The organism is Acidovorax sp. FG27 (assembly GCF_040365715.1).
GTDB lineage: Bacteria > Pseudomonadota > Gammaproteobacteria > Burkholderiales > Burkholderiaceae_C > Paracidovorax.
The window spans coordinates 75423-93119 of the sequence record NZ_BAABVY010000002.1 but is presented as its reverse complement, the minus strand read 5'-3'; the positions used below and the strand labels follow the sequence as shown (position 1 = coordinate 93119).

Annotated in this window: 15 protein-coding genes; 7 read left to right on the top strand and 8 right to left on the bottom strand. The window is 67.2% G+C overall.

Translation table 11 applies throughout. The features are described from left to right. The first annotated feature begins 68 nt into the window (after positions 1-68). The 6 genes from ABWV53_RS00965 to ABWV53_RS00940 all read left to right on the top strand — a co-directional run bounded on the left by ABWV53_RS00965 (position 69) and on the right by ABWV53_RS00940 (position 7553). Positions 69-1055: a malate dehydrogenase gene (locus tag ABWV53_RS00965; protein ID WP_353361998.1), complete on the top strand. Its 987-nt coding sequence runs from the start codon at positions 69-71 to the stop codon at positions 1053-1055. Between the two features lie 14 nt (positions 1056-1069). After that, positions 1070-1852 carry a trans-aconitate 2-methyltransferase gene (gene tam / locus ABWV53_RS00960; RefSeq protein ID WP_353361996.1) on the top strand — a complete coding sequence of 261 codons (783 nt, stop codon included), beginning with the start codon at positions 1070-1072 and terminating at the stop codon, positions 1850-1852. Beyond that, positions 1849-2865 (top strand): HpcH/HpaI aldolase/citrate lyase family protein, encoded by a 1017-nt coding sequence (locus tag ABWV53_RS00955; protein ID WP_353361994.1) that lies wholly within the window; start codon positions 1849-1851, stop codon positions 2863-2865. Before tam ends, ABWV53_RS00955 begins: the two co-directional genes overlap by 4 nt. 55 nt (positions 2866-2920) lie before the next feature. Next, positions 2921-3571, top strand: a complete 651-nt coding sequence (locus ABWV53_RS00950) for a hypothetical protein (protein WP_353361992.1) — start codon at positions 2921-2923, stop codon at positions 3569-3571. A 198-nt stretch (positions 3572-3769) separates the two neighbouring features. Then, positions 3770-6361, top strand: a complete 2592-nt coding sequence (gene acnB, locus ABWV53_RS00945) for a bifunctional aconitate hydratase 2/2-methylisocitrate dehydratase (RefSeq protein WP_353361990.1) — start codon at positions 3770-3772, stop codon at positions 6359-6361. A gap of 193 nt (positions 6362-6554) precedes the next feature. Continuing rightward, on the top strand, positions 6555-7553 hold the full coding sequence (locus ABWV53_RS00940; RefSeq protein WP_353361988.1) for a putative transporter: 999 nt from the start codon (positions 6555-6557) through the stop codon (positions 7551-7553). Between the two features lie 115 nt (positions 7554-7668). On the opposite strand, the gene ABWV53_RS00935 is transcribed toward ABWV53_RS00940, so the two are convergent. Genes ABWV53_RS00935 through cyoA form a run of 7 tightly spaced genes read right to left on the bottom strand, consistent with a single transcriptional unit; the run spans position 7669 to position 14542 of the window. Next, complete coding sequence (locus ABWV53_RS00935; RefSeq protein WP_353361986.1) at positions 7669-8208, bottom strand: response regulator transcription factor; 540 nt, start codon at positions 8206-8208, stop codon at positions 7669-7671. Then, positions 8195-9577, bottom strand: a complete 1383-nt coding sequence (locus ABWV53_RS00930; protein WP_353361984.1) for an ATP-binding protein — start codon at positions 9575-9577, stop codon at positions 8195-8197. The genes ABWV53_RS00935 and ABWV53_RS00930 overlap by 14 nt, the downstream gene beginning before the upstream one ends. Next, positions 9561-10379 (bottom strand): SURF1 family protein, encoded by an 819-nt coding sequence (locus ABWV53_RS00925; RefSeq protein WP_502903805.1) that lies wholly within the window; start codon positions 10377-10379, stop codon positions 9561-9563. The genes ABWV53_RS00930 and ABWV53_RS00925 overlap by 17 nt, the downstream gene beginning before the upstream one ends. Beyond that, a complete protein-coding gene (gene cyoD, locus ABWV53_RS00920) occupies positions 10376-10849 on the bottom strand; it encodes a cytochrome o ubiquinol oxidase subunit IV (RefSeq protein ID WP_353361982.1) in 474 nt (157 codons plus the stop codon). Before cyoD ends, ABWV53_RS00925 begins: the two co-directional genes overlap by 4 nt. Then, on the bottom strand, positions 10850-11485 hold the full coding sequence (gene cyoC / locus ABWV53_RS00915) for a cytochrome o ubiquinol oxidase subunit III (protein WP_353361980.1): 636 nt from the start codon (positions 11483-11485) through the stop codon (positions 10850-10852). Next, on the bottom strand, positions 11478-13481 hold the full coding sequence (cyoB, locus tag ABWV53_RS00910; protein WP_353361978.1) for a cytochrome o ubiquinol oxidase subunit I: 2004 nt from the start codon (positions 13479-13481) through the stop codon (positions 11478-11480). Before cyoB ends, cyoC begins: the two co-directional genes overlap by 8 nt. A gap of 56 nt (positions 13482-13537) precedes the next feature. Beyond that, a complete protein-coding gene (gene cyoA, locus ABWV53_RS00905; RefSeq protein WP_502903804.1) occupies positions 13538-14542 on the bottom strand; it encodes a ubiquinol oxidase subunit II in 1005 nt (334 codons plus the stop codon). Between the two features lie 331 nt (positions 14543-14873). On the opposite strand from cyoA, the gene ABWV53_RS00900 reads away from it, so the two are divergent. After that, the gene (locus tag ABWV53_RS00900; protein ID WP_353361974.1) at positions 14874-16211 is read left to right on the top strand and encodes an MFS transporter; all 1338 of its coding nucleotides are present in this window, start codon (positions 14874-14876) and stop codon (positions 16209-16211) included. A gap of 346 nt (positions 16212-16557) precedes the next feature. On the opposite strand, the gene tolA is transcribed toward ABWV53_RS00900, so the two are convergent. Beyond that, positions 16558-17625 carry a cell envelope integrity protein TolA gene (gene tolA, locus ABWV53_RS00895; protein WP_353361972.1) on the bottom strand — a complete coding sequence of 356 codons (1068 nt, stop codon included), beginning with the start codon at positions 17623-17625 and terminating at the stop codon, positions 16558-16560. Positions 17626-17697: the final 72 nt, after the last annotated feature.

The window sequence follows — 17697 nt, the reverse complement described above, 5'->3', positions numbered from 1 at the left end:
CTGCTGGTGACTGGCGCTGGTGCAACTTGCACCGACACCTGTTTCTTCATTATTTTTGGAGTTTTCACATGAGCAAGAAGCCCGTCCGTGTCGCCGTTACCGGCGCAGCCGGCCAAATCGGTTACGCCCTGTTGTTCCGCATCGCTTCCGGCGAAATGCTCGGCAAGGACCAGCCGGTCATCCTGCAACTGCTGGAAATCCCCGACGAGAAGGCCCAGAACGCGCTCAAGGGCGTGATCATGGAGCTGGAAGACTGCGCCTTCCCGCTGCTGGCCGGCATCGAAGCCCATTCCGACCCCCTGCAGGCCTTCAAGGACACCGACTACGCACTGCTCGTGGGCGCGCGCCCCCGTGGCCCCGGCATGGAGCGCGCCGACCTGCTGGCCGCCAACGCTCAGATCTTCACCGCACAAGGCAAGGCCCTGAACGCGGTCGCATCGCGCAACGTGAAGGTGCTGGTCGTCGGCAACCCCGCCAACACCAACGCCTACATCGCCATGAAGTCGGCGCCTGACCTGCCGGCCAGGAACTTCACCGCCATGCTGCGCCTGGACCACAACCGCGCCGCATCGCAACTGGCCGCCAAGACCGGCACCAAGGTGGGCGACATCCGCAAGCTGACGGTGTGGGGCAACCATTCGCCCACCATGTACGCCGACTACCGCTTCGCTACGACCAACGGCCAGTCGATCAAGGACATGATCAACGACCAGGTCTGGAACGCCGACACCTTCCTGCCGACGGTGGGCAAGCGCGGCGCGGCCATCATCGCCGCACGCGGCCTGTCTTCCGCCGCTTCGGCCGCCAACGCCGCCATCGATCACATCCGTGACTGGGCCCTGGGCTCGAACGGCGAGTGGGTCACGATGGGCGTGCCGTCCAATGGCGAATACGGCATTCCGGCCGGCATCGTCTTCGGCTTCCCGGTCACCACCGAAAACGGCGAATACAAGATCGTCGAAGGCCTGGAGATCGACGCCTTCTCGCAAGAAGCCATCAACAAGACGCTGGCCGAGCTGCAAGGCGAGCAAGACGGCGTCAAGCACCTGCTGTAAAAGCCGCGCCCGTCATGCTCGACTGGAACCCCGCGCTCTACCGACGCTTCGAGGACGAGCGCACGCGCCCGGCCCAGGAGCTGCTGGCGCGCGTTCCGCATCCGGCGCCCACCCGCGTGGTGGACCTCGGCTGCGGCCCGGGCAATTCCACCGAGCTGCTGGTGCAGCGATATCCGAACGCGCAGGTCACCGGCATGGACAATTCGGACGCCATGCTGGCCACTGCCAGGCAGCGGCTGCCTAGCGTCGAATTCATCGCGGGCGACATCGCCCGCTGGGAGCCGGCGCCCGGCGCCGCTCCCGACCTCATCTTCGCCAACGCCGCCCTGCAATGGGTGGCGGGGCACGAACAACTCATCCCCCGGCTGCTGCGCAGCCTGGCCCCCGGCGGCGTGCTGGCCATCCAGATGCCGGACAACCGGCAGGAGCCCACCCACCGGCTGATGCGCGAGGTCGCGGCCGATGGCCCCTGGTCCGAAGCCATTGGCGACCCGGATGCTGTCCGCACCGACCTGCTGACGGTCGGCGGCTATTACGACCTGCTGGCCCCCCACGCCGCCCTGGTGGACGTGTGGCACACGGTCTATCAGCATGTCATGCCCTCGGCGTCGGCCATCGTCGAATGGGTGCGCGCCACGGGCCTGAAGCCCTTCACCGACCCGCTGGACGACACGCAGCGCGCCGGCTTCCTGGCTGAATATGAACGCCGGGTGGACGCCGCCTATGCCGTGCGCACCGACGGCCGCCGTCTGCTCGCGTTTCCCCGCCTCTTCATCATCGCGCAGCGGGCGGCATGAGCGACACCTCTACCTTCGTCCACCCGGCACAGGCGCTGCTGGGTTCCCAGGCGGGCGCCACGCAGTTGCCCGTGTGCGACCACTACAGCGGCGTGGAAGCACGCATGCGCAAGAGCCTCGCGCTGCAGGCCGAGCTCACCGCCGAATACGGGCACTGCGTGTTCGACGTGACGCTCGACTGCGAAGACGGAGCCCCGGTCGGGCAGGAGCGCGAGCACGCGGCGCTGGTCGCCGCGCTGGCCCGCGATGCGGCGCCGGGTGCGCGCGTGGCGGCCCGCGTGCACACGGTCGATCACCCGGCCTTCGCGCAGGACATGGCAGTGATCGCGGGCGAGGCGGGTCACCGCCTCTGCCACATCATGGTTCCGAAAGTGGAATCGGTGGACGACGTGCTGCGGGCCGAACGGGCGCTCCAGGCCGCGGGTGCCGGCCATCTGCCGCTGCACGTGCTGATCGAATCGCCGGCTGCCGTGCACCGCGCCTTCGACATCGCCGCCCACCCCCGCGTGCAGAGCCTGAGCTTCGGGCTGATGGATTTCGTGTCCGCCCACGGCGGCGCCATTCCCGCGGCCGGCATGAGCGCGGCCGGGCAGTTCGAGCACCCGCTGGTGGTGCGCGCCAAACTGGAGATCGCCGCTGCCTGCCATGCGCACGGCAAGGTGCCCTCGCACTGCGTGGTGACGGAATTCGGCGACGCCGCCGCGCTGGAAGCCTCGGCGCGCCGTGCCGCGCATGAGTTCGGTTTCACCCGCATGTGGAGCATCCACCCGGGCCAGATCCGGCCCATTCTGGCGGCCTTCGCGCCCGGGCATGACGACATCGTCCTGGCCGCCCGGATCATTTCTGCCGCTGTTCACGCCGACTGGGCCCCGGTCAGCGTGGAGGGCGTCCTGCACGATCGCGCCAGCTACCGCTATTTCTGGCAGGTGCTGGCGCGTGCTCACCAGACCGGCCGAGCGCTGCCCGAGACGGCGCAGGCATGGTTCACCTCGGCCGGCCTCCCGGCTGTTTGATCCCGTATCGCAGGTTGTTCCACACACCGCTTTTTCCCTGAGTAGGAATCTCCCCATGAAGTCCCTGATCGCATCCGCTCTGTTGGTGCTGGCACCCGCGCTGGCCCTGGCGCAGACGGCCGACGCCGCCAAGCCCGCTGCCGCGAAGACCACGGCCAAGCCGGCCGCCAAACCGGCGCAGCCGGCGGCCAAGAAGTCCACCACCGCCAAGCCCACCGCCAAGAGCGCAACGGCCGAGAAGACCACGGTCGCTAAGGCCAAGGCCACCAGCAGCCGCACGCAGCTCAAGAGCGCCACCACGCAGGTCGCGTCCGGCTTGGTGGCGGCCGAGGAGGCTCTGTCGCCCGCCGAGCTGGCCATCGCGGAGAAGGTGCACACCGGCCGCATCGCCTGCGAACTGGGTGCCTCGGTGAACATCGAGCGCGACCCTGCATCGCCCGGCCGCTTCAACCTGGAAGGCAAGGGCTTCAAGTACCGCATGACGCCCGTGGCCACCAGCACCGGCGCCGTGCGCCTGGAAGACCAGCACGGCGGCGCCGTGTGGCTGCAGATCGCCAACAAGTCGATGCTGATGAACCAGAAGGCTGGCCAGCGCCTGGCCGACGAATGCATGAGCCCCGAGCAGCTGATCGTGGCGGAAGGCCTGAAGACCAACCCGCAGCCGAGCGTGCTCGATCCGCTGCCCGCCGCGGCCGCCAGCAAGTAAGAACCGTCAGTCGGCCCGTCTCCCTACGGGCAGGCACAAGGACACGCTCGCGGGCCCAGGCCTGAGGGGTGCATCTCGAGAAAGCGGCGCCCCAGGGCTTGCCGCCCCTCGAGTCCTGCGTGTCGCGCCCTGCCTGCGGGTTGCCAGACGGCCCGGCCGCCCCACCTTAGAAACGTAGTACCCACTGGAGAGAAGAAAATGTTGAAAGCCTACCGCGACCATGCAGCCGAACGCGCTGCCCTGGGCATTCCGCCGCTGCCGCTCGACGCCAAGCAGGTGGCCGAGCTCATCGAGCTGATCAAGAACCCGCCCGCCGGCGAAGAGGCTTTCCTCATCGAACTGCTGACCCACCGCGTGCCGCCGGGCGTGGACGACGCGGCCAAGGTCAAGGCCAGCTTCCTGGCCGCCGCGGCGCACGGCGACGTCAAGGTGGGCCTCATCTCCAAGGCCAAGGCCACCGAGCTGCTGGGCACCATGGTCGGCGGCTACAACGTGCATCCGCTGATCGAGCTGCTGGACGACGCCGAAGTGGCGGGCGTGGCCGCCGACGCGCTGAAGAAGACGCTCCTGATGTTCGACTTCTTCAACGACGTGGCCGAAAAGGCCAAGGCCGGCAATGCCAAGGCCAAGGAAGTGATGCAGTCCTGGGCCGACGCCGAGTGGTTCACGAGCCGCCCCGAAGTCGAGAAGAAGATCACCGTCACCGTGTTCAAGGTGCCGGGCGAAACCAACACCGACGACCTGTCGCCCGCGCCCGACGCCTGGAGCCGCCCCGACATCCCGCTGCACTACCTGGCCATGCTGAAGAACACGCGTCCCGACGCGGCCTTCAAGCCCGAGGAAGACGGCAAGCGCGGCCCGATGCAGTTCATCGAAGACCTGAAGAAGAAGGGCCACCTCGTGGCCTACGTGGGCGACGTGGTGGGCACAGGCTCCTCCCGCAAGTCGGCCACCAACAGCGTCATCTGGGCCACCGGCGCCGACATTCCGTTCGTGCCGAACAAGCGCTTCGGCGGCGTCACCCTGGGCGGCAAAATCGCCCCCATCTTCTTCAACACGCAAGAAGACTCCGGCTCGCTGCCGATCGAGGTGGACGTCTCCAAGCTGGAGATGGGCGACGTGATCGACGTCATGCCCTACGACGGCAAGATCGTGAAGAACGGTGAGACCGTGGCCGAGTTCCAGCTCAAGAGCGACGTGCTGTTCGACGAAGTGCGTGCCGGCGGCCGCATCAACCTGATCATCGGCCGTTCGCTGACCTCCAAGGCCCGCGAGTTCCTGGGCCTGCCCGCATCCACCGCCTTCCGCCTGCCGCAGGCGCCGGCCGAATCCAAGGCCGGCTTCACGCTGGCTCAGAAGATGGTCGGCCGTGCCGTCGGCCTGCCGGAAGGCCAGGGCGTGCGCCCCGGTACCTACTGCGAGCCGAAGATGACCACCGTGGGCAGCCAGGACACCACCGGCCCCATGACCCGCGACGAGCTGAAGGACCTGGCCTGCCTGGGCTTCTCCGCCGACATGGTGATGCAATCTTTCTGCCACACGGCGGCCTATCCGAAGCCCGTGGACGTGAAGACGCACCGCGAGCTCCCGGCCTTCATCAGCAACCGCGGCGGCGTGGCCCTTCGCCCGGGCGACGGCGTGATCCACAGCTGGCTGAACCGCCTGCTGCTGCCCGACACGGTCGGCACCGGCGGCGATTCGCACACGCGCTTTCCCATCGGCATCTCGTTCCCGGCCGGCTCCGGCCTGGTGGCCTTCGGCGCGGCGACGGGCGTCATGCCCCTGGACATGCCCGAATCCATCCTGGTGCGCTTCAAGGGCGAGATGCAGCCCGGCGTCACGCTGCGTGACCTGGTGCATGCCATTCCCCTCTACGCCATCAAGCAGGGCCTGCTGACCGTGGCCAAGGCCGGCAAGGTCAACGCCTTCTCGGGCCGCATCCTCGAGATCGAGGGACTACCGAACCTGAAGGTCGAACAGGCGTTCGAGCTGTCCGACGCCTCCGCCGAGCGTTCCGCTGCCGGCTGCACGATCAAGCTGAACCCAGAGCCGATCAAGGAATACCTCACCAGCAACGTCGTGCTGATGAAGAAGATGATCGCCGACGGCTACGCCGACGCCCGCACGCTGGCACGCCGCATCGAGAAGGTCGAAGCCTGGCTGGCCAACCCCGAGCTGCTGGAAGCCGACAAGGACGCCGAATACGCCGCCGTGATCGAGATCGACCTGGCCGACATCCAGGAGCCCATCGTCTGCTGCCCGAACGATCCGGACGATGCCAAGTTCCTCTCGGAAGTGGCCGGCACCCCGATCGACGAAGCCTTCATCGGCTCGTGCATGACCAACATCGGCCACTTCCGCGCAGCGGCCAAGCTGCTGGGCGGCCAGCGCGACATTCCGGTCAAGCTGTGGGTCGCGCCGCCCACCAAGATGGACGAGAGCGAGCTCATCAAGGAAGGCCACTACGCCGCCTTCGGCACGGCCGGCGCCCGCACCGAAATGCCCGGCTGCTCGCTGTGCATGGGCAACCAGGCGCAGGTGCGCGAAGGTGCGACGGTGATCTCCACCTCCACCCGCAACTTCCCGAACCGCCTGGGCAAGAACACCAACGTGTTCCTGGGCTCGGCCGAACTGGCCGCCATCGCCTCGCGCATCGGCAAGCTGCCCACCAAGGAGGAATACCTCAAGGAGATGGGTGTGATCGATGCCGACAAGGCGAGCGTCTACCGCTACATGAACTTCGACCAGATCGAGGAATACGCGGACGCCGCCAAGTCGGTCGCGGCCTGACGCGGCAGGGGCCTTCGGGCCCTGCGCAGCCCGGCGCAAGCCGTGCCGCACAGCAGCAAAGCCCTGGAGAGCGATCTCCAGGGCTTTTTTCCTGGGCGGCTGATCTCGCCTCGCCAAAAGCTGCGTGCGTGCTGGAACATTTGCGGGCCGGTCGGCGTCTGATCGGTCAGAACCACAACAACACGGACCCCCGATGTTCAAGTCCTTCTTTCTGGCCCGCCGCTGGTGGCCCTGGTCGATCGCCGGCTCCCTGTTCATCCTGCTGGCCACGTGGTATCGGGTCGAGCTCGACGTGCAGATCAACGACTGGTTCGGATCGTTCTACGACCTCATCCAGCAATCGCTGGGCAAGCCAGGCAGCATCACTGCGGGGCAGTACTGGAGCCAGCTCTCCACCTTCATCCGCATCGCCATGGTGTACGTGACCACCGCCGTGGTGGTGGACTTCTTCTGCAAGCACTTCATCTTTCGCTGGCGGCAGGCGATGAACCAGCATTACATGGCGGCGTGGCCGCGCCTGCGCCACATAGAGGGCGCGGCCCAGCGCGTGCAGGAGGACACCATGCGCTTTGCCAGCACCATGGAGGGCCTGGGCCTGACCTTCATGCGCAGCCTGATGACGCTCGCTGCCTTCGTGCCCGTGCTGTGGGTTCTGTCGGACAAGGTGGCCACGTTGCCGGTGCTGGGCGTGGTGCCGCATTCACTGGTGTGGGTGGCCCTGCTGTGGTCGCTGGGCGGCACGCTGCTGCTGGCGGTGGTGGGCGTGCGCCTGCCGGGGCTGGAGTTCCACAACCAGCGGGTGGAGGCGGCCTACCGCAAGGAACTGGTGCTGGGCGAGGACGACCACGCGCGCGCCGCGCCGCCCACCGCCGCCGCGCTGTTCGCCGACGTGCGGCGCAACTACTTCCGGTTGTTCTTCCACTATCTCTACTTCGACGTGGTGAAGTGGTCGTACCTGCAGGTGAGCGTGCTGGTGCCGCTGGTGGCCCTCGGCCCCACGCTGATCGCGGGCGGGATCACGCTGGGCGTGATGCAGCAGATCTCGCGGGCGTTCGACCGGGTGATGGAGTCGTTCCAGTTCCTGGTGCAGAACTGGAGCACGGTGGTCGAGCAGATTTCCATCTACAAGCGCCTGCGGGCCTTCGAGCGGCAGATGCTTGCGGAGCCGGCATCGCCCCTGGCGAGCGCGTGACTCCAGCGCCGCCGCCTGACGGCGCGGTGCGGATGTCTCGTTGGTGGTTGCTATAAAAAGAATAGCTAACCGCGCTTGATCATCAAGCGCTGGAGCCCGATTTGATCTGAAAAACTCAGCTGACCTGCCGCTTTTCCAGCTTGCGCGTCAGGGTGCGCCGGTGCATGCCCAGGCGCCGGGCGGCTTCCGAGATGTTGAAGTCGGTTTCCGCCAGCACTTCGTGGATGCGCTCCCACTCCAGCGTCTTGATGGAGCTGGATCGGTTGGTCAGCTCCACGTCGGCATTGCCTTGCGACAGGCCGAATGCTGCCTCGATGTCGTCGGTGTTGGAGGGTTTGGCGAGGTAGTGGCAGGCGCCCAGCTTCACGGCCTCGACGGCGGTGGCGATGCTGGCGAAGCCCGTCAGCACGACGATGAGCATGTCTTCGTCGTGGGCGTGCAGCTTCTGCACGCAGGCCAGGCCCGAGGCCTCGCCCTTGAGCTTCAGGTCCACCACGGCGTAGCCCGGCGTGTGCTCGGCCAGCACGCCGCCGAGCGCAGTCAGGCTGTCGGCCTGCAGCACGCGGTAGCCCCGGCGCTCGAACGAGCGTGCCAGGGTGCGCGCGAAAGCGTCGTCGTCTTCGACGATCAGCAGCAGCCGTTCAGTGGGTTCCATGGTGATGCGAGGCTCCGGATTCCGGCAGCGCGATGGCTGCCAAGGGCAGTTGGATGACGACTTCGGCGCCGCCTTCCGGCCGGTTGCGGGCCACCAGGCTGCCGCCCAGCGTGCGCGCGACGGTCATCGCGAGGAACAGGCCCAGGCCGCCGCCGGCCCGGCCCTTGGTCGACTGGTAGGGTTTGCCGAGCCGCGACAGAATGGCGGGCTCGAAGCCCGGCCCGGCGTCGGTCACGGTGATGCGCAGGGTGTCCGCCATGCGGTCGAAAGCCAGCTCCACCAGTCCCGGCGAGGCGTCACGGGCATTGTCCAGCACATTGAAAACCATTTGCTCCAGCGTGGTGTCGGCCACCATCGCGGCATCGGCGCCGAAGCGGTTGGCATAGCGGAACTCGGCGACCGTGCGGGTCGCCTGCCAATCGCGGGCCAGCCGGTCGGCGAAGTGGCAGACGGTGGTCTCCGCGGATTCCTCGCCCCGGGTTTCGCCCGCCGACAGCAGGATGCCGCTCACGATGCTCTTGCAGCGTTTCACCTGCGCCTGCATCTCGGCGACTTCGCCTTTCAGTCCAGGGTGCGCCGCCAGCAGCGGGTCGTGCTTCCAGTCGCCCAGGATCACCGCCATGGTGGAGAGCGGGGTGCCCAGCTCGTGCGCCGCGCCGGAGGCGAGCAGGCCCATGCGCACGATGTGTTCCTCTTCCGCCGCCCGCTGCCGGGCCGATGCCAGGCGGGCATCGCGCTGGCGCAGGTTGCGGCCGATGCGGGTGATGAAGATCACCACCAGGATGGCGTTGAGCAGAAAGCACACCAGCAGGCCCTGGGTGTAGAGGCTGGGCGCGCCCTGGTGCAGGTCGGGCGTGGCGGGCAGCGGCAGGTGGTGGCGCGAGAGGGCGGTGAAGCACAGCGCCGTGATCAGCACGATCGACCAGATGTACCCCCCGCGCAGCAGCACTGCTCCCAGCGCGATCTGCAGGAGGTACAGGAACACGAACGGGTTGCCGGTGCCGCCGCTCAGGTAGAGCTGCACGGTGAGCACCGCCACGTCGATGAGCAGCGCGAGGAACAGCTCGACGTGCTGCACCCGGTGGCCGGTGCGCCAGCGCAGGTGGCTCACCAGGTTGAAGAGCGCCAGGCAGCCCACGACCATCAGCATCTCGCCCACCGGCACGGCCAGGGCCAGCGTGTAGTGGGCGACCTCGATGGTGAACACCTGGCCGATCACCGCCAGCCAGCGCAACTGGATCAGCTGCTGCAGGTTCTTCAGGCCCGCCGCGGTATTGGCGGCCTGCGCCTTGCGCACCGCCGGCACCGGCGGCGGCGGTGCCGGCGTGGAAGAAGCAGAAGCGGCGGTGGTGTCAGGAGTCGGTGTCATGGAAGGTGGATGCGGCAGCGGAGCCGGCGCGTGAGCGCCGCTCGTATCGTGCCACGTACACCCCGGCGATCACCGTCATCAGCGCCAGCCCGAACCAGGTGAGCGCATACACCAGGTGGCTGTTGGCGAAACGGATCACCGTCATTCCGGCGCGGGGCCAGCTCGCCCCTGCGGTGGCACCCGGCGCGCCGGGCAGTCCGGCGTCGATGAAGAAGGGCGCGGCGTTGGCCAGCCCCTGCGCCGCCGCGATGGCCGCCACGTCGCGCGAATGCCAGCGTTGCGCGGCCGGGTCGTTGCGGCGCAGGAAGCCGCCGCCCGGCTCGCTGATGCGCAGCAGCCCCTGCACCGTGACCTGTGGAGCGGCCTCGGCGGTCGCGGCCCTGCCTTGCCACTGCGCGCGCTGGTCGGCGGGAATGAAGCCCCGGTTGACCAGCACCTGCGTGCCGTCCGCCTGGGCCAGGGGCGTCAACACCCAGAAGCCGGCACCCAGGTCGGTGACGGCCTGGGTGAGCACCGTCTTGTCCGCCAGCCAGCGGCCGGAGACGGTGACGGGCAGGTATTCGTAGCCGGCGGCATCGATCTGCGGCCATTCGGCCACCGGCGGCAGCGCGGCCGGCGCGGAATGCACCCGCTGGTCCACGCGCTCGATCAGATCGAGCTTCCAGGCGCGCCGCTGCACCTGCCAGCTGCCCAGGGCGATGAACCCCAAAAACAAAGCGATGCCCACCAGGATGAGCACCGCTTTCGTGAGGGGTGAGCGCCGGCCGCGCGGGCCGGCGCCGTCGGGCGCCTCGCTGGTCAAGGCGTCACGGCCGCAGGCGCGGCGGGCGCGGGCGGCATGCCGGGCATGGTGTGGTCCGGCATCATGTTCGTGTTCATGTGGAACATGACCCACAGCGTGCCGGCGATGGCGATCGCCACGAACACCACGGTGAAGATGGTGGACAGCATGGTCCAGCCGCCTTCGATCTTGCCGTTCATGTGCAGGAAATACACCATGTGCACGAGGATCTGCACCACGGCGAAGCCGCCCAGCACCAGCACCGCGACGTTGCGGTCGGCGATGACCTTGGCCATCACCAGCCAGAACGGAATGGCCGTGAGGATGATCGACAGCACGAAGCCGGTCATGTAGCCGGAGAACGTGCTGTGCGGCTCGTTCGCGGCGTGGTGGGGCGTGTCGCCCGAATGGTCATGGCCGCCGTGGGCGCCGTGCGCTGCGTGCGCGGAATGGGCGCCGGCCGGGGCGTGGGTTGTGTGTTGCGCGCTCATTTACAGCACTCCCATCAGGTACACGAAGGTGAAGACGCCGATCCAGACGACGTCCAGGAAGTGCCAGAACATCGACAGGCACATCAGGCGGCGGTTGTTTTCCGGAATCAGGCCATGCTTGCCGATCTGGATCATCAGCACGACCAGCCAGATCAGGCCGAATGTCACGTGCAGGCCGTGGGTGCCCACCAGCGTGAAGAAGGCCGACAGGAACGCGCTGCGCTGCGGGCCGGCGCCCTGGTGGATCAGGTGGTGGAACTCATAGATTTCCAGCGCCAGGAAGCACAGGCCGAAGAAACCCGTCACCGCCAGCCACAGCAGCGTGCCCTTCACGTCGTTCAGCTGCTTGCGCAGCATGGCGAAGCCGAAGGTGATGGACGACGCCAGCAGGAAGGCCGTGTTGATGGCGACCAGCTTCAGGTCGAACAGCTCGGCGCCCGTGGGGCCCGCCGCGTAGCTGCGGCCCAGCACGCCGTAGGTGGCGAACAGGGCGGCGAAGATGAGGCAGTCGCTCATCAGGTAGAGCCAGAAGCCCAGCGCCGTGCCGTTTTCTGGATGGGGCTCGTGCGCCGGGTGGTATTCGCGCGGAGCCAGGGTGCCGGCGGCGGCGCCGGCGGAAAGACGGATATCAGACATGGCGTGCGAGTTGGAGTGTGCGGGCTTCTTCGGTCGTGACGACTTCGTCGGCAGGGATGTAGAAATCGCGCTTGTAGTTGAACGTATGGATGATCGCGACCAGCACCACGCCGGCGAACGACAGGCCGGCCAGCAGCCACATGTGCCAGATCAGGGCGAAGCCGAGCACCAGCGACAGGCCCGAGATGACGGCGCCGGAGCCGGTGTTGGCCGGCATGTGGATCGGCTGGAATCCGGTCAGCGGACGCGCGTAGCCGTGGCGCTTCATGTCCCACCAGGCGTCGATCTCATGCACCACGGGCGTGAACGCGAAGTTGTACTGGGGCGGAGGCGACGACGTGGCCCATTCCAGCGTGCGGGCGTCCCACGGGTCGCCCGTGAAGTCGCGCAGTTCTTCGCGCTTGAGGTAGCTCACCACCAGCTGGATCAGGAAGCAGGCGATGCCCGCGGCGATCATGGCGGCGCCGATGGCGGCCACCACGAAGTAGGGCTGCAGCGACGGATCTTCGAAGTGGTTGGCACGGCGGGTGACGCCCATCAGGCCCAGCACGTAGAGCGGACCGAAGGCGACCCAGAAGCCGACCACCCACAGCCAGAAGGAGCGCACGCCCCAGGCGCGGTCCAGCTTGTAGCCGAAGGCCTTGGGGAACCAGTAGTTGATGCCGGCGAACAGGCCGAACAGCACGCCGCCGATGATCACGTTGTGGAAGTGCGCGATCAGGAACAGGCTGTTGTGCAGCACGAAGTCGGCCGGTGGCACGGCCAGCAGCACGCCGGTCATGCCGCCGATGGCGAAGGTGATCATGAAGGCCACCGTCCACATCATGGGCAGCTCGAAGCGGATGCGGCCCTTGTACATGGTGAAGAGCCAGTTGAAGATCTTCGCGCCCGTCGGGATCGAGATGATCATCGTCGTGATGCCGAAGAACGTGTTCACGCTGGCGCCGGAGCCCATGGTGAAGAAGTGGTGCAGCCACACCAGGTACGACAGGATGGTGATCACCACCGTGGCATAGACCATGGAGGTGTAGCCGAAGAGGCGCTTGCGGCAGAACGTGGCCACGACTTCGGAGAAGATGCCGAAGGCCGGCAGGATCAGGATGTACACCTCGGGGTGGCCCCAGATCCAGATCAGGTTCACGTAGAGCATCGGGTTGCCGCCGAAGTCGTTCGTGAAGAAGTTCGTGCCGACATAGCGGTCGAGCGACATCAGCACCAGCGCGGCCGTGAGCACGGGGAACGAGGCGACGATCAGCGCATTGGTGCACAGGGACGTCCAGGTGAAGATGGGCATCTTCATCAGGTTCATGCCCGGCGCGCGCATCTTGACGATGGTCACGATCAGGTTGATGCCCGACAGCGTCGTGCCCACCCCGGCGATCTGCAGTGCCCAGATGTAGTAGTCCAGCCCCACCCCCGGGTTCTGCGCCCCCAGGTTCGACAGCGCCAGCCAGCCCGAGGTGGAGAACTCACCCAGGAACAGTGACACCATCACCAGCACGGCGCCGGCGGTGGTCATCCAGAAGCTGAAGTTGTTCAGGAAGGGGAACGACACGTCGCGCGCGCCGATCTGCAGCGGCACGAGGTAGTTCATCAGGCCCGTCACCAGCGGCATGGCCACGAAGAAGATCATGATCACGCCGTGGGCGGTGAAGATCTGGTCGTAGTGGTGGGGCGGCAGGTAGCCCAGGTTGTCGCCGAAGGCGATGGCCTGCTGCAGCCGCATCATGACGGCGTCGGCGAAGCCGCGCAGCAGCATCACTAGGCCCAGGATCATGTACATGATCCCGATCTTCTTGTGGTCGATGCTGCAGATCCAGTCGCGCCAGAGCGGGCCCCACAGGCGGAATTTGGTGATGAGGGCGAACACGCCCAGGCCACCCAGCACGACGGCGATGAAGGTCCAGAGCACGATGGGCTCATGCGCCATCGGGACGGAATCCCAGCTGAGCCGGCCCAGGGCCCAATGGGACACAGCGGCGGTTTGTTCAGACATATCGAGTCTCTTTGATGCGGACCGGGCCTGCTCGCGCAGGCTGAGGCCCTTCGGATTTATTGTGGGGAGGCGAGGGAGCGGGGGTTGCTGGCGAGCGGCTGGCCCAGGGAGGCCACCACCTGGGCGGCGTTGTCCACGGTGCAGACGTCCTGCGGCAGGTTCAGGCCGGCGGCCTTCAGGTAGGCCTCGCCACCGTTGGCGTCGATCGCCATCATGTGGTGCATGCACATCTTGCCGTCTTCGACGCAGCGGTTGAGCACCTTCTCGTAGAGGCCTTCTTCCACGCTGGCGAAGTATTCGACGGGGTTGCGCTCGCTGGGCTTGGCCAGGGCCTGGTAGGAGGCGCGGTTCAGCGGCTTGCCGCCGGCCTTGGCCTGGGCGACCCACTGGGTGAAATCGCCCTCGCTCACGCCGCGGAACTTGAACGTCATGCCGGAGAAGCCCGCGCCGCTGTAGTGCGACGCCAGGCCGTGGTAGACGCCCGCCTTGTTGATGATCGCGTTCAGCTCGGTCTGCATGCCGGGCATGGCGTAGATCATGCCGGCCAGGTCGGGCACGTAGAACGAATTCATCGTGGAGGTGGAAGTCAGCTTGAACAGGATGGGGCGGTCCACCGGCGCGGCGATCTCGTTCACCGTGGCAATGCCTTGCTCAGGGTAGAAGAAGAGCCACTTCCAGTCCATCGCCACCACCTGCACTTCCAGCGGCTTGACGTTGGCGGCCAGCGGCCGGTTGGCGTCCACCCGGTCCAGCGGGCGGTAGGGGTCGAGCTTGTGGGTGCCGATCCAGGTGACGGCGCCCAGGGCGATGATGATGAGCAGCGGCACCGTCCAGATCACCAGTTCCAGCGTGGTGGAGTGGTGCCATTCCGGGTCGTACTCGGCGTCGGCGTTGGTGTGGCGGTACTTCCAGGCGAAGAGGCAGACCAGGAAGATCACCGGCACGATGATGATCAGCATGAGGAGCGTCGCGGTGACGACCAACTGGCCCTGCTGCGCGGCGACGTCCCCTGCCGGGTTGAGCACGACGGCCTTCTGACAGCCCGCCAGCAGCGTGGTCATCAGGGCCGCTGCAAGCCACGCGGGCCTGCGGATTTCCTTGAATTGATACATCTTGACGACGCGCAGGACGCGCGCTTAGGTAGAAACGTGGTTACTGGATGCCTCGGAATGTAATACGCACAGCGGTTTTGTCGATTGGACATTTTGTCCACGGTCAAGCTGGCGTCAGGAAACCGCGGTGCCGGCACCGGCCCGGCGCGACCCCATGGCGCGACGGGCCGATGGCATGCTGCGTAGGGTAACTCCCACCCCGTTGTGGGGAAAAGTCGCCTTGTGAGTCGAGTGTGGTGGGCGTAGAACCTACTCATCAGAAGCGACAGGAGGTTTTTACATGAGTGGACTCGCAGCAGCTGCCGCCGTGCCGGCAGGGGAATTCAACGATTCGGGATCACTCTCACGTGCCGATACGCATGAGGACGTCACGCCCAGCGAGATCGCGGTCGGCGTGATCATCGGACGCTCGTCCGAATATTTCGACTTCTTCGTCTTCGGGCTGGCCTGCGTGCTGGTCTTTCCGTCGTTCGTCTTTCCGTACCTGTCACGCCTGGACGGCACCCTGATGGCTTTCGCCGTCTTCTCTCTGGCGTTCATCGCCCGCCCGATCGGCACCGCCATCTCCATGGCGATCCAGCGCCGCTGGGGCCGTGGCACCAAGCTGACGGTGTCGCTCTTCCTGCTGGGCGCCAGCACGGCGGGCATGGCGTTCCTGCCGAGCTACAACTCCATCGGCAGCGCCGCCATCGTGGCGCTGGTGGTCCTGCGCATCAGCCAGGGCCTGGCACTCGGCGGCACGTGGGACGGCTTGCCGTCGCTGCTGGCCATGTCCGCGCCCAAGGAGCGCCGCGGCTGGTACGCGATGGTCGGGCAGCTCGGCGCGCCCATCGGCTTCGTGCTGGCGGCCAGCATCTTCGCCTACCTCTACAGCAGCCTGAGCGTGGCCGAATTCCTGGAGTGGGGCTGGCGCTTCCCGTTCTTCGTCGCCTTCGCCATCAACGTCGTCGCGCTCTTCGCCCGCCTGCGGCTGGTGGTGGGCCAGTCGTATGCCGACCTGATGCAGCAGCGTGAGCTGGAGCCCGTCAGCGTGACCCGCCTGATGCGCGACGAAGGCCGCAACGTGGTGCTGGGCGCCTTCGCGGCACTGGCCAGCTTCGCGCTGTTCCACGTCGTGACGGTGTTCCCGCTGTCGTGGATCTCGATGTATTCCGAGCAGTCCATCTCGCACGTGCTGGGCGTGCAGATCTTCGGCGCCTTCTGCGCCGCCGGCGCGGTGATGCTCTCGGGCTGGCTGGCCGACCGCTACGGGCGCCGCAACACCCTGGGCGTGATGGCCGCTCTGATCGGCGTGTTCAGCGTGCTGACGCCCATGATGCTGCAGGGCGGCACGGCGGGGAACAACATCTTCATCATCGTCGGCTTCATCCTGCTGGGCCTGTCGTACGGCCAGGCCTCCGGCACCGTGACGGCCAACTTCTCGCCCGGCTACCGCTATACCGGCGCCGCCCTGTCGGCCGACATGGCCTGGCTCTTTGGGGCGGCATTCGCACCGCTGGTGGCGCTGGGGCTCTCGGCCAAGTTTGGCCTGACCGCCGTGAGCGTGTACCTGCTCTCGGGCGCCATCTGCACGCTGCTGGCGCTGCGCATCAACCGGATGATCGAGCGCCGCGAGTGATGCGTGCGGGGTGGGGCGCGCCGGCCGGTGGCCGGTAGACGTCCCACAAGGCGCACTGCTATCGAATGAATAGCTGCCTGCGCTGGTCCTTCAAGGCTTTCAGATGGAAAACATCTCGTAAGCCAGAAGCGGCCAGCGCAGGCAGCTTCTATTTTGATAGCAGTTGCTGAGATGTCGGAGCGAGCCTGAAAGAGGCTCGCGCCGAGGACGGCTTGCCCCGGGGCGCCTTGCGCATGGGGCGGACCCATTCGCGGCGGCACGGTGCCAGGGCAGGGGCCAGCCACCCTGGTTCGCCCATGCCAGCCCGGTCCATGCAGACCCGGGGGCCTGCCTCGTCCGCGCCCCTCTACTCCTTAGGGCTGAATCCGATCGTGAGCGACGAGGGCACACGGCCGTCCACGTCGCGTGGCAGCGTGTCGGTCTTCTGCAGCGCCCGTATCACCGCATCGTCCCAGGCCTTGTTGCCGCTGGACTGCGTGATGCGCGTGCCGACGATGGTGCCGTCGGGCGCGGCCCGCACTTCCACCTCGGTGCGCGGGTTGCCGGAGACGACGTCCGGATAGACGATGTTCGGGCGTACCTTGGCGGCCACCTTGCCGCCGTAGCTGCCCGACGGGCCCGAACTGCGCTGGGCAGTGCCGGTAGCGGTGTCGCCGCCGGTGGCGCCGGCCAGGCCTTGCAGGCGGCGCAGGTTCTCCTGCCGCTGCGCCTCCACGCGCTTGGCTTCCGCCTCAGCCTTCTTCTTGGCCTCGGCCTGCTGTTTCTGCGCTTCCGCCTTCTTCTGTGCTTCGGCCTGCTTCTGCGCCTCGGCCTGCGCCTGCTGCTGCTGTTGTTTCTTCTTTTCCTGCTCGGCCTTCTCGCGACGCTCCTGTTCGCGCTCGGCGCGTTCCTTCTCGGCCTTTTCGCGCTGCGCCTTTTCTTTTTCCTTGTCCTTTTCCTTCTGCAGGCGTTCTTTTTTCTCCTGCTCCAGCTGTTCCTTGCGCTCGCGCTCGCGTTTGTCCCGTTCGGCCTGCTGCTGGCGTTCCTTTTTGGCCTGCTCCAGGCGCTTTTTCTCCCGCTCGATGGCGATGTCGGCCTCGCGCGTGTCCGGCTCCACCTGCCGTGGCGGGGGCGGGGGCGGAGGAGGGGGCGGCGGTGGCGGTGGCGGTGGCGGTGGCACCGGCGCCGGGGTGGGTTCGGGCGGCGGCGGCGTGGGCGTCGGCTCGGGCGTGGACAGGCGCGGCGCGGCCTGCTGCGGCACGGCCGACCAGAGCTCGGCTTCCACGGCGGGTTGGTCGGCGCTGCTCTTCCAGTTCACGCCCCAGGTCAGCGCGCCCAGCAGCGCGGCGTGCGCCAGCACGGCCAGGGCCACGGCGCGCAGGCGGCCGGGCGGGCGGGGCGGGGCGAACTGATCGCGATCGTCTTGGGCGTGCATGCGGATCGAAGAGAGGGTCGGTTCAGGAACGAAAAAGGGGCCAGGGGCGGCGGGCCCCGCCGGCCGGGTGCG

What these genes read in the sequence shown, in the direction of transcription:
- ABWV53_RS00965 (WP_353361998.1), top strand. Translation starts at nt 69, where the DNA reads ATGAGCAAGAAGCCCGTCCGTGTCGCCGTTACCGGCGCAGCCGGCCAA.
- tam (WP_353361996.1), top strand. Translation starts at nt 1,070, where the DNA reads ATGCTCGACTGGAACCCCGCGCTCTACCGACGCTTCGAGGACGAGCGC.
- ABWV53_RS00955 (WP_353361994.1), top strand. Translation starts at nt 1,849, where the DNA reads ATGAGCGACACCTCTACCTTCGTCCACCCGGCACAGGCGCTGCTGGGT.
- ABWV53_RS00950 (WP_353361992.1), top strand. Translation starts at nt 2,921, where the DNA reads ATGAAGTCCCTGATCGCATCCGCTCTGTTGGTGCTGGCACCCGCGCTG.
- acnB (WP_353361990.1), top strand. Translation starts at nt 3,770, where the DNA reads ATGTTGAAAGCCTACCGCGACCATGCAGCCGAACGCGCTGCCCTGGGC.
- ABWV53_RS00940 (WP_353361988.1), top strand. Translation starts at nt 6,555, where the DNA reads ATGTTCAAGTCCTTCTTTCTGGCCCGCCGCTGGTGGCCCTGGTCGATC.
- ABWV53_RS00935 (WP_353361986.1), bottom strand. Translation starts at nt 8,208, where the DNA reads ATGGAACCCACTGAACGGCTGCTGCTGATCGTCGAAGACGACGACGCT.
- ABWV53_RS00930 (WP_353361984.1), bottom strand. Translation starts at nt 9,577, where the DNA reads ATGACACCGACTCCTGACACCACCGCCGCTTCTGCTTCTTCCACGCCG.
- cyoD (WP_353361982.1), bottom strand. Translation starts at nt 10,849, where the DNA reads ATGAGCGCGCAACACACAACCCACGCCCCGGCCGGCGCCCATTCCGCG.
- cyoC (WP_353361980.1), bottom strand. Translation starts at nt 11,485, where the DNA reads ATGTCTGATATCCGTCTTTCCGCCGGCGCCGCCGCCGGCACCCTGGCT.
- cyoB (WP_353361978.1), bottom strand. Translation starts at nt 13,481, where the DNA reads ATGTCTGAACAAACCGCCGCTGTGTCCCATTGGGCCCTGGGCCGGCTC.
- cyoA (WP_502903804.1), bottom strand. Translation starts at nt 14,542, where the DNA reads ATGACCACGCTGCTGGCGGGCTGTCAGAAGGCCGTCGTGCTCAACCCG.
- ABWV53_RS00900 (WP_353361974.1), top strand. Translation starts at nt 14,874, where the DNA reads ATGAGTGGACTCGCAGCAGCTGCCGCCGTGCCGGCAGGGGAATTCAAC.
- tolA (WP_353361972.1), bottom strand. Translation starts at nt 17,625, where the DNA reads ATGCACGCCCAAGACGATCGCGATCAGTTCGCCCCGCCCCGCCCGCCC.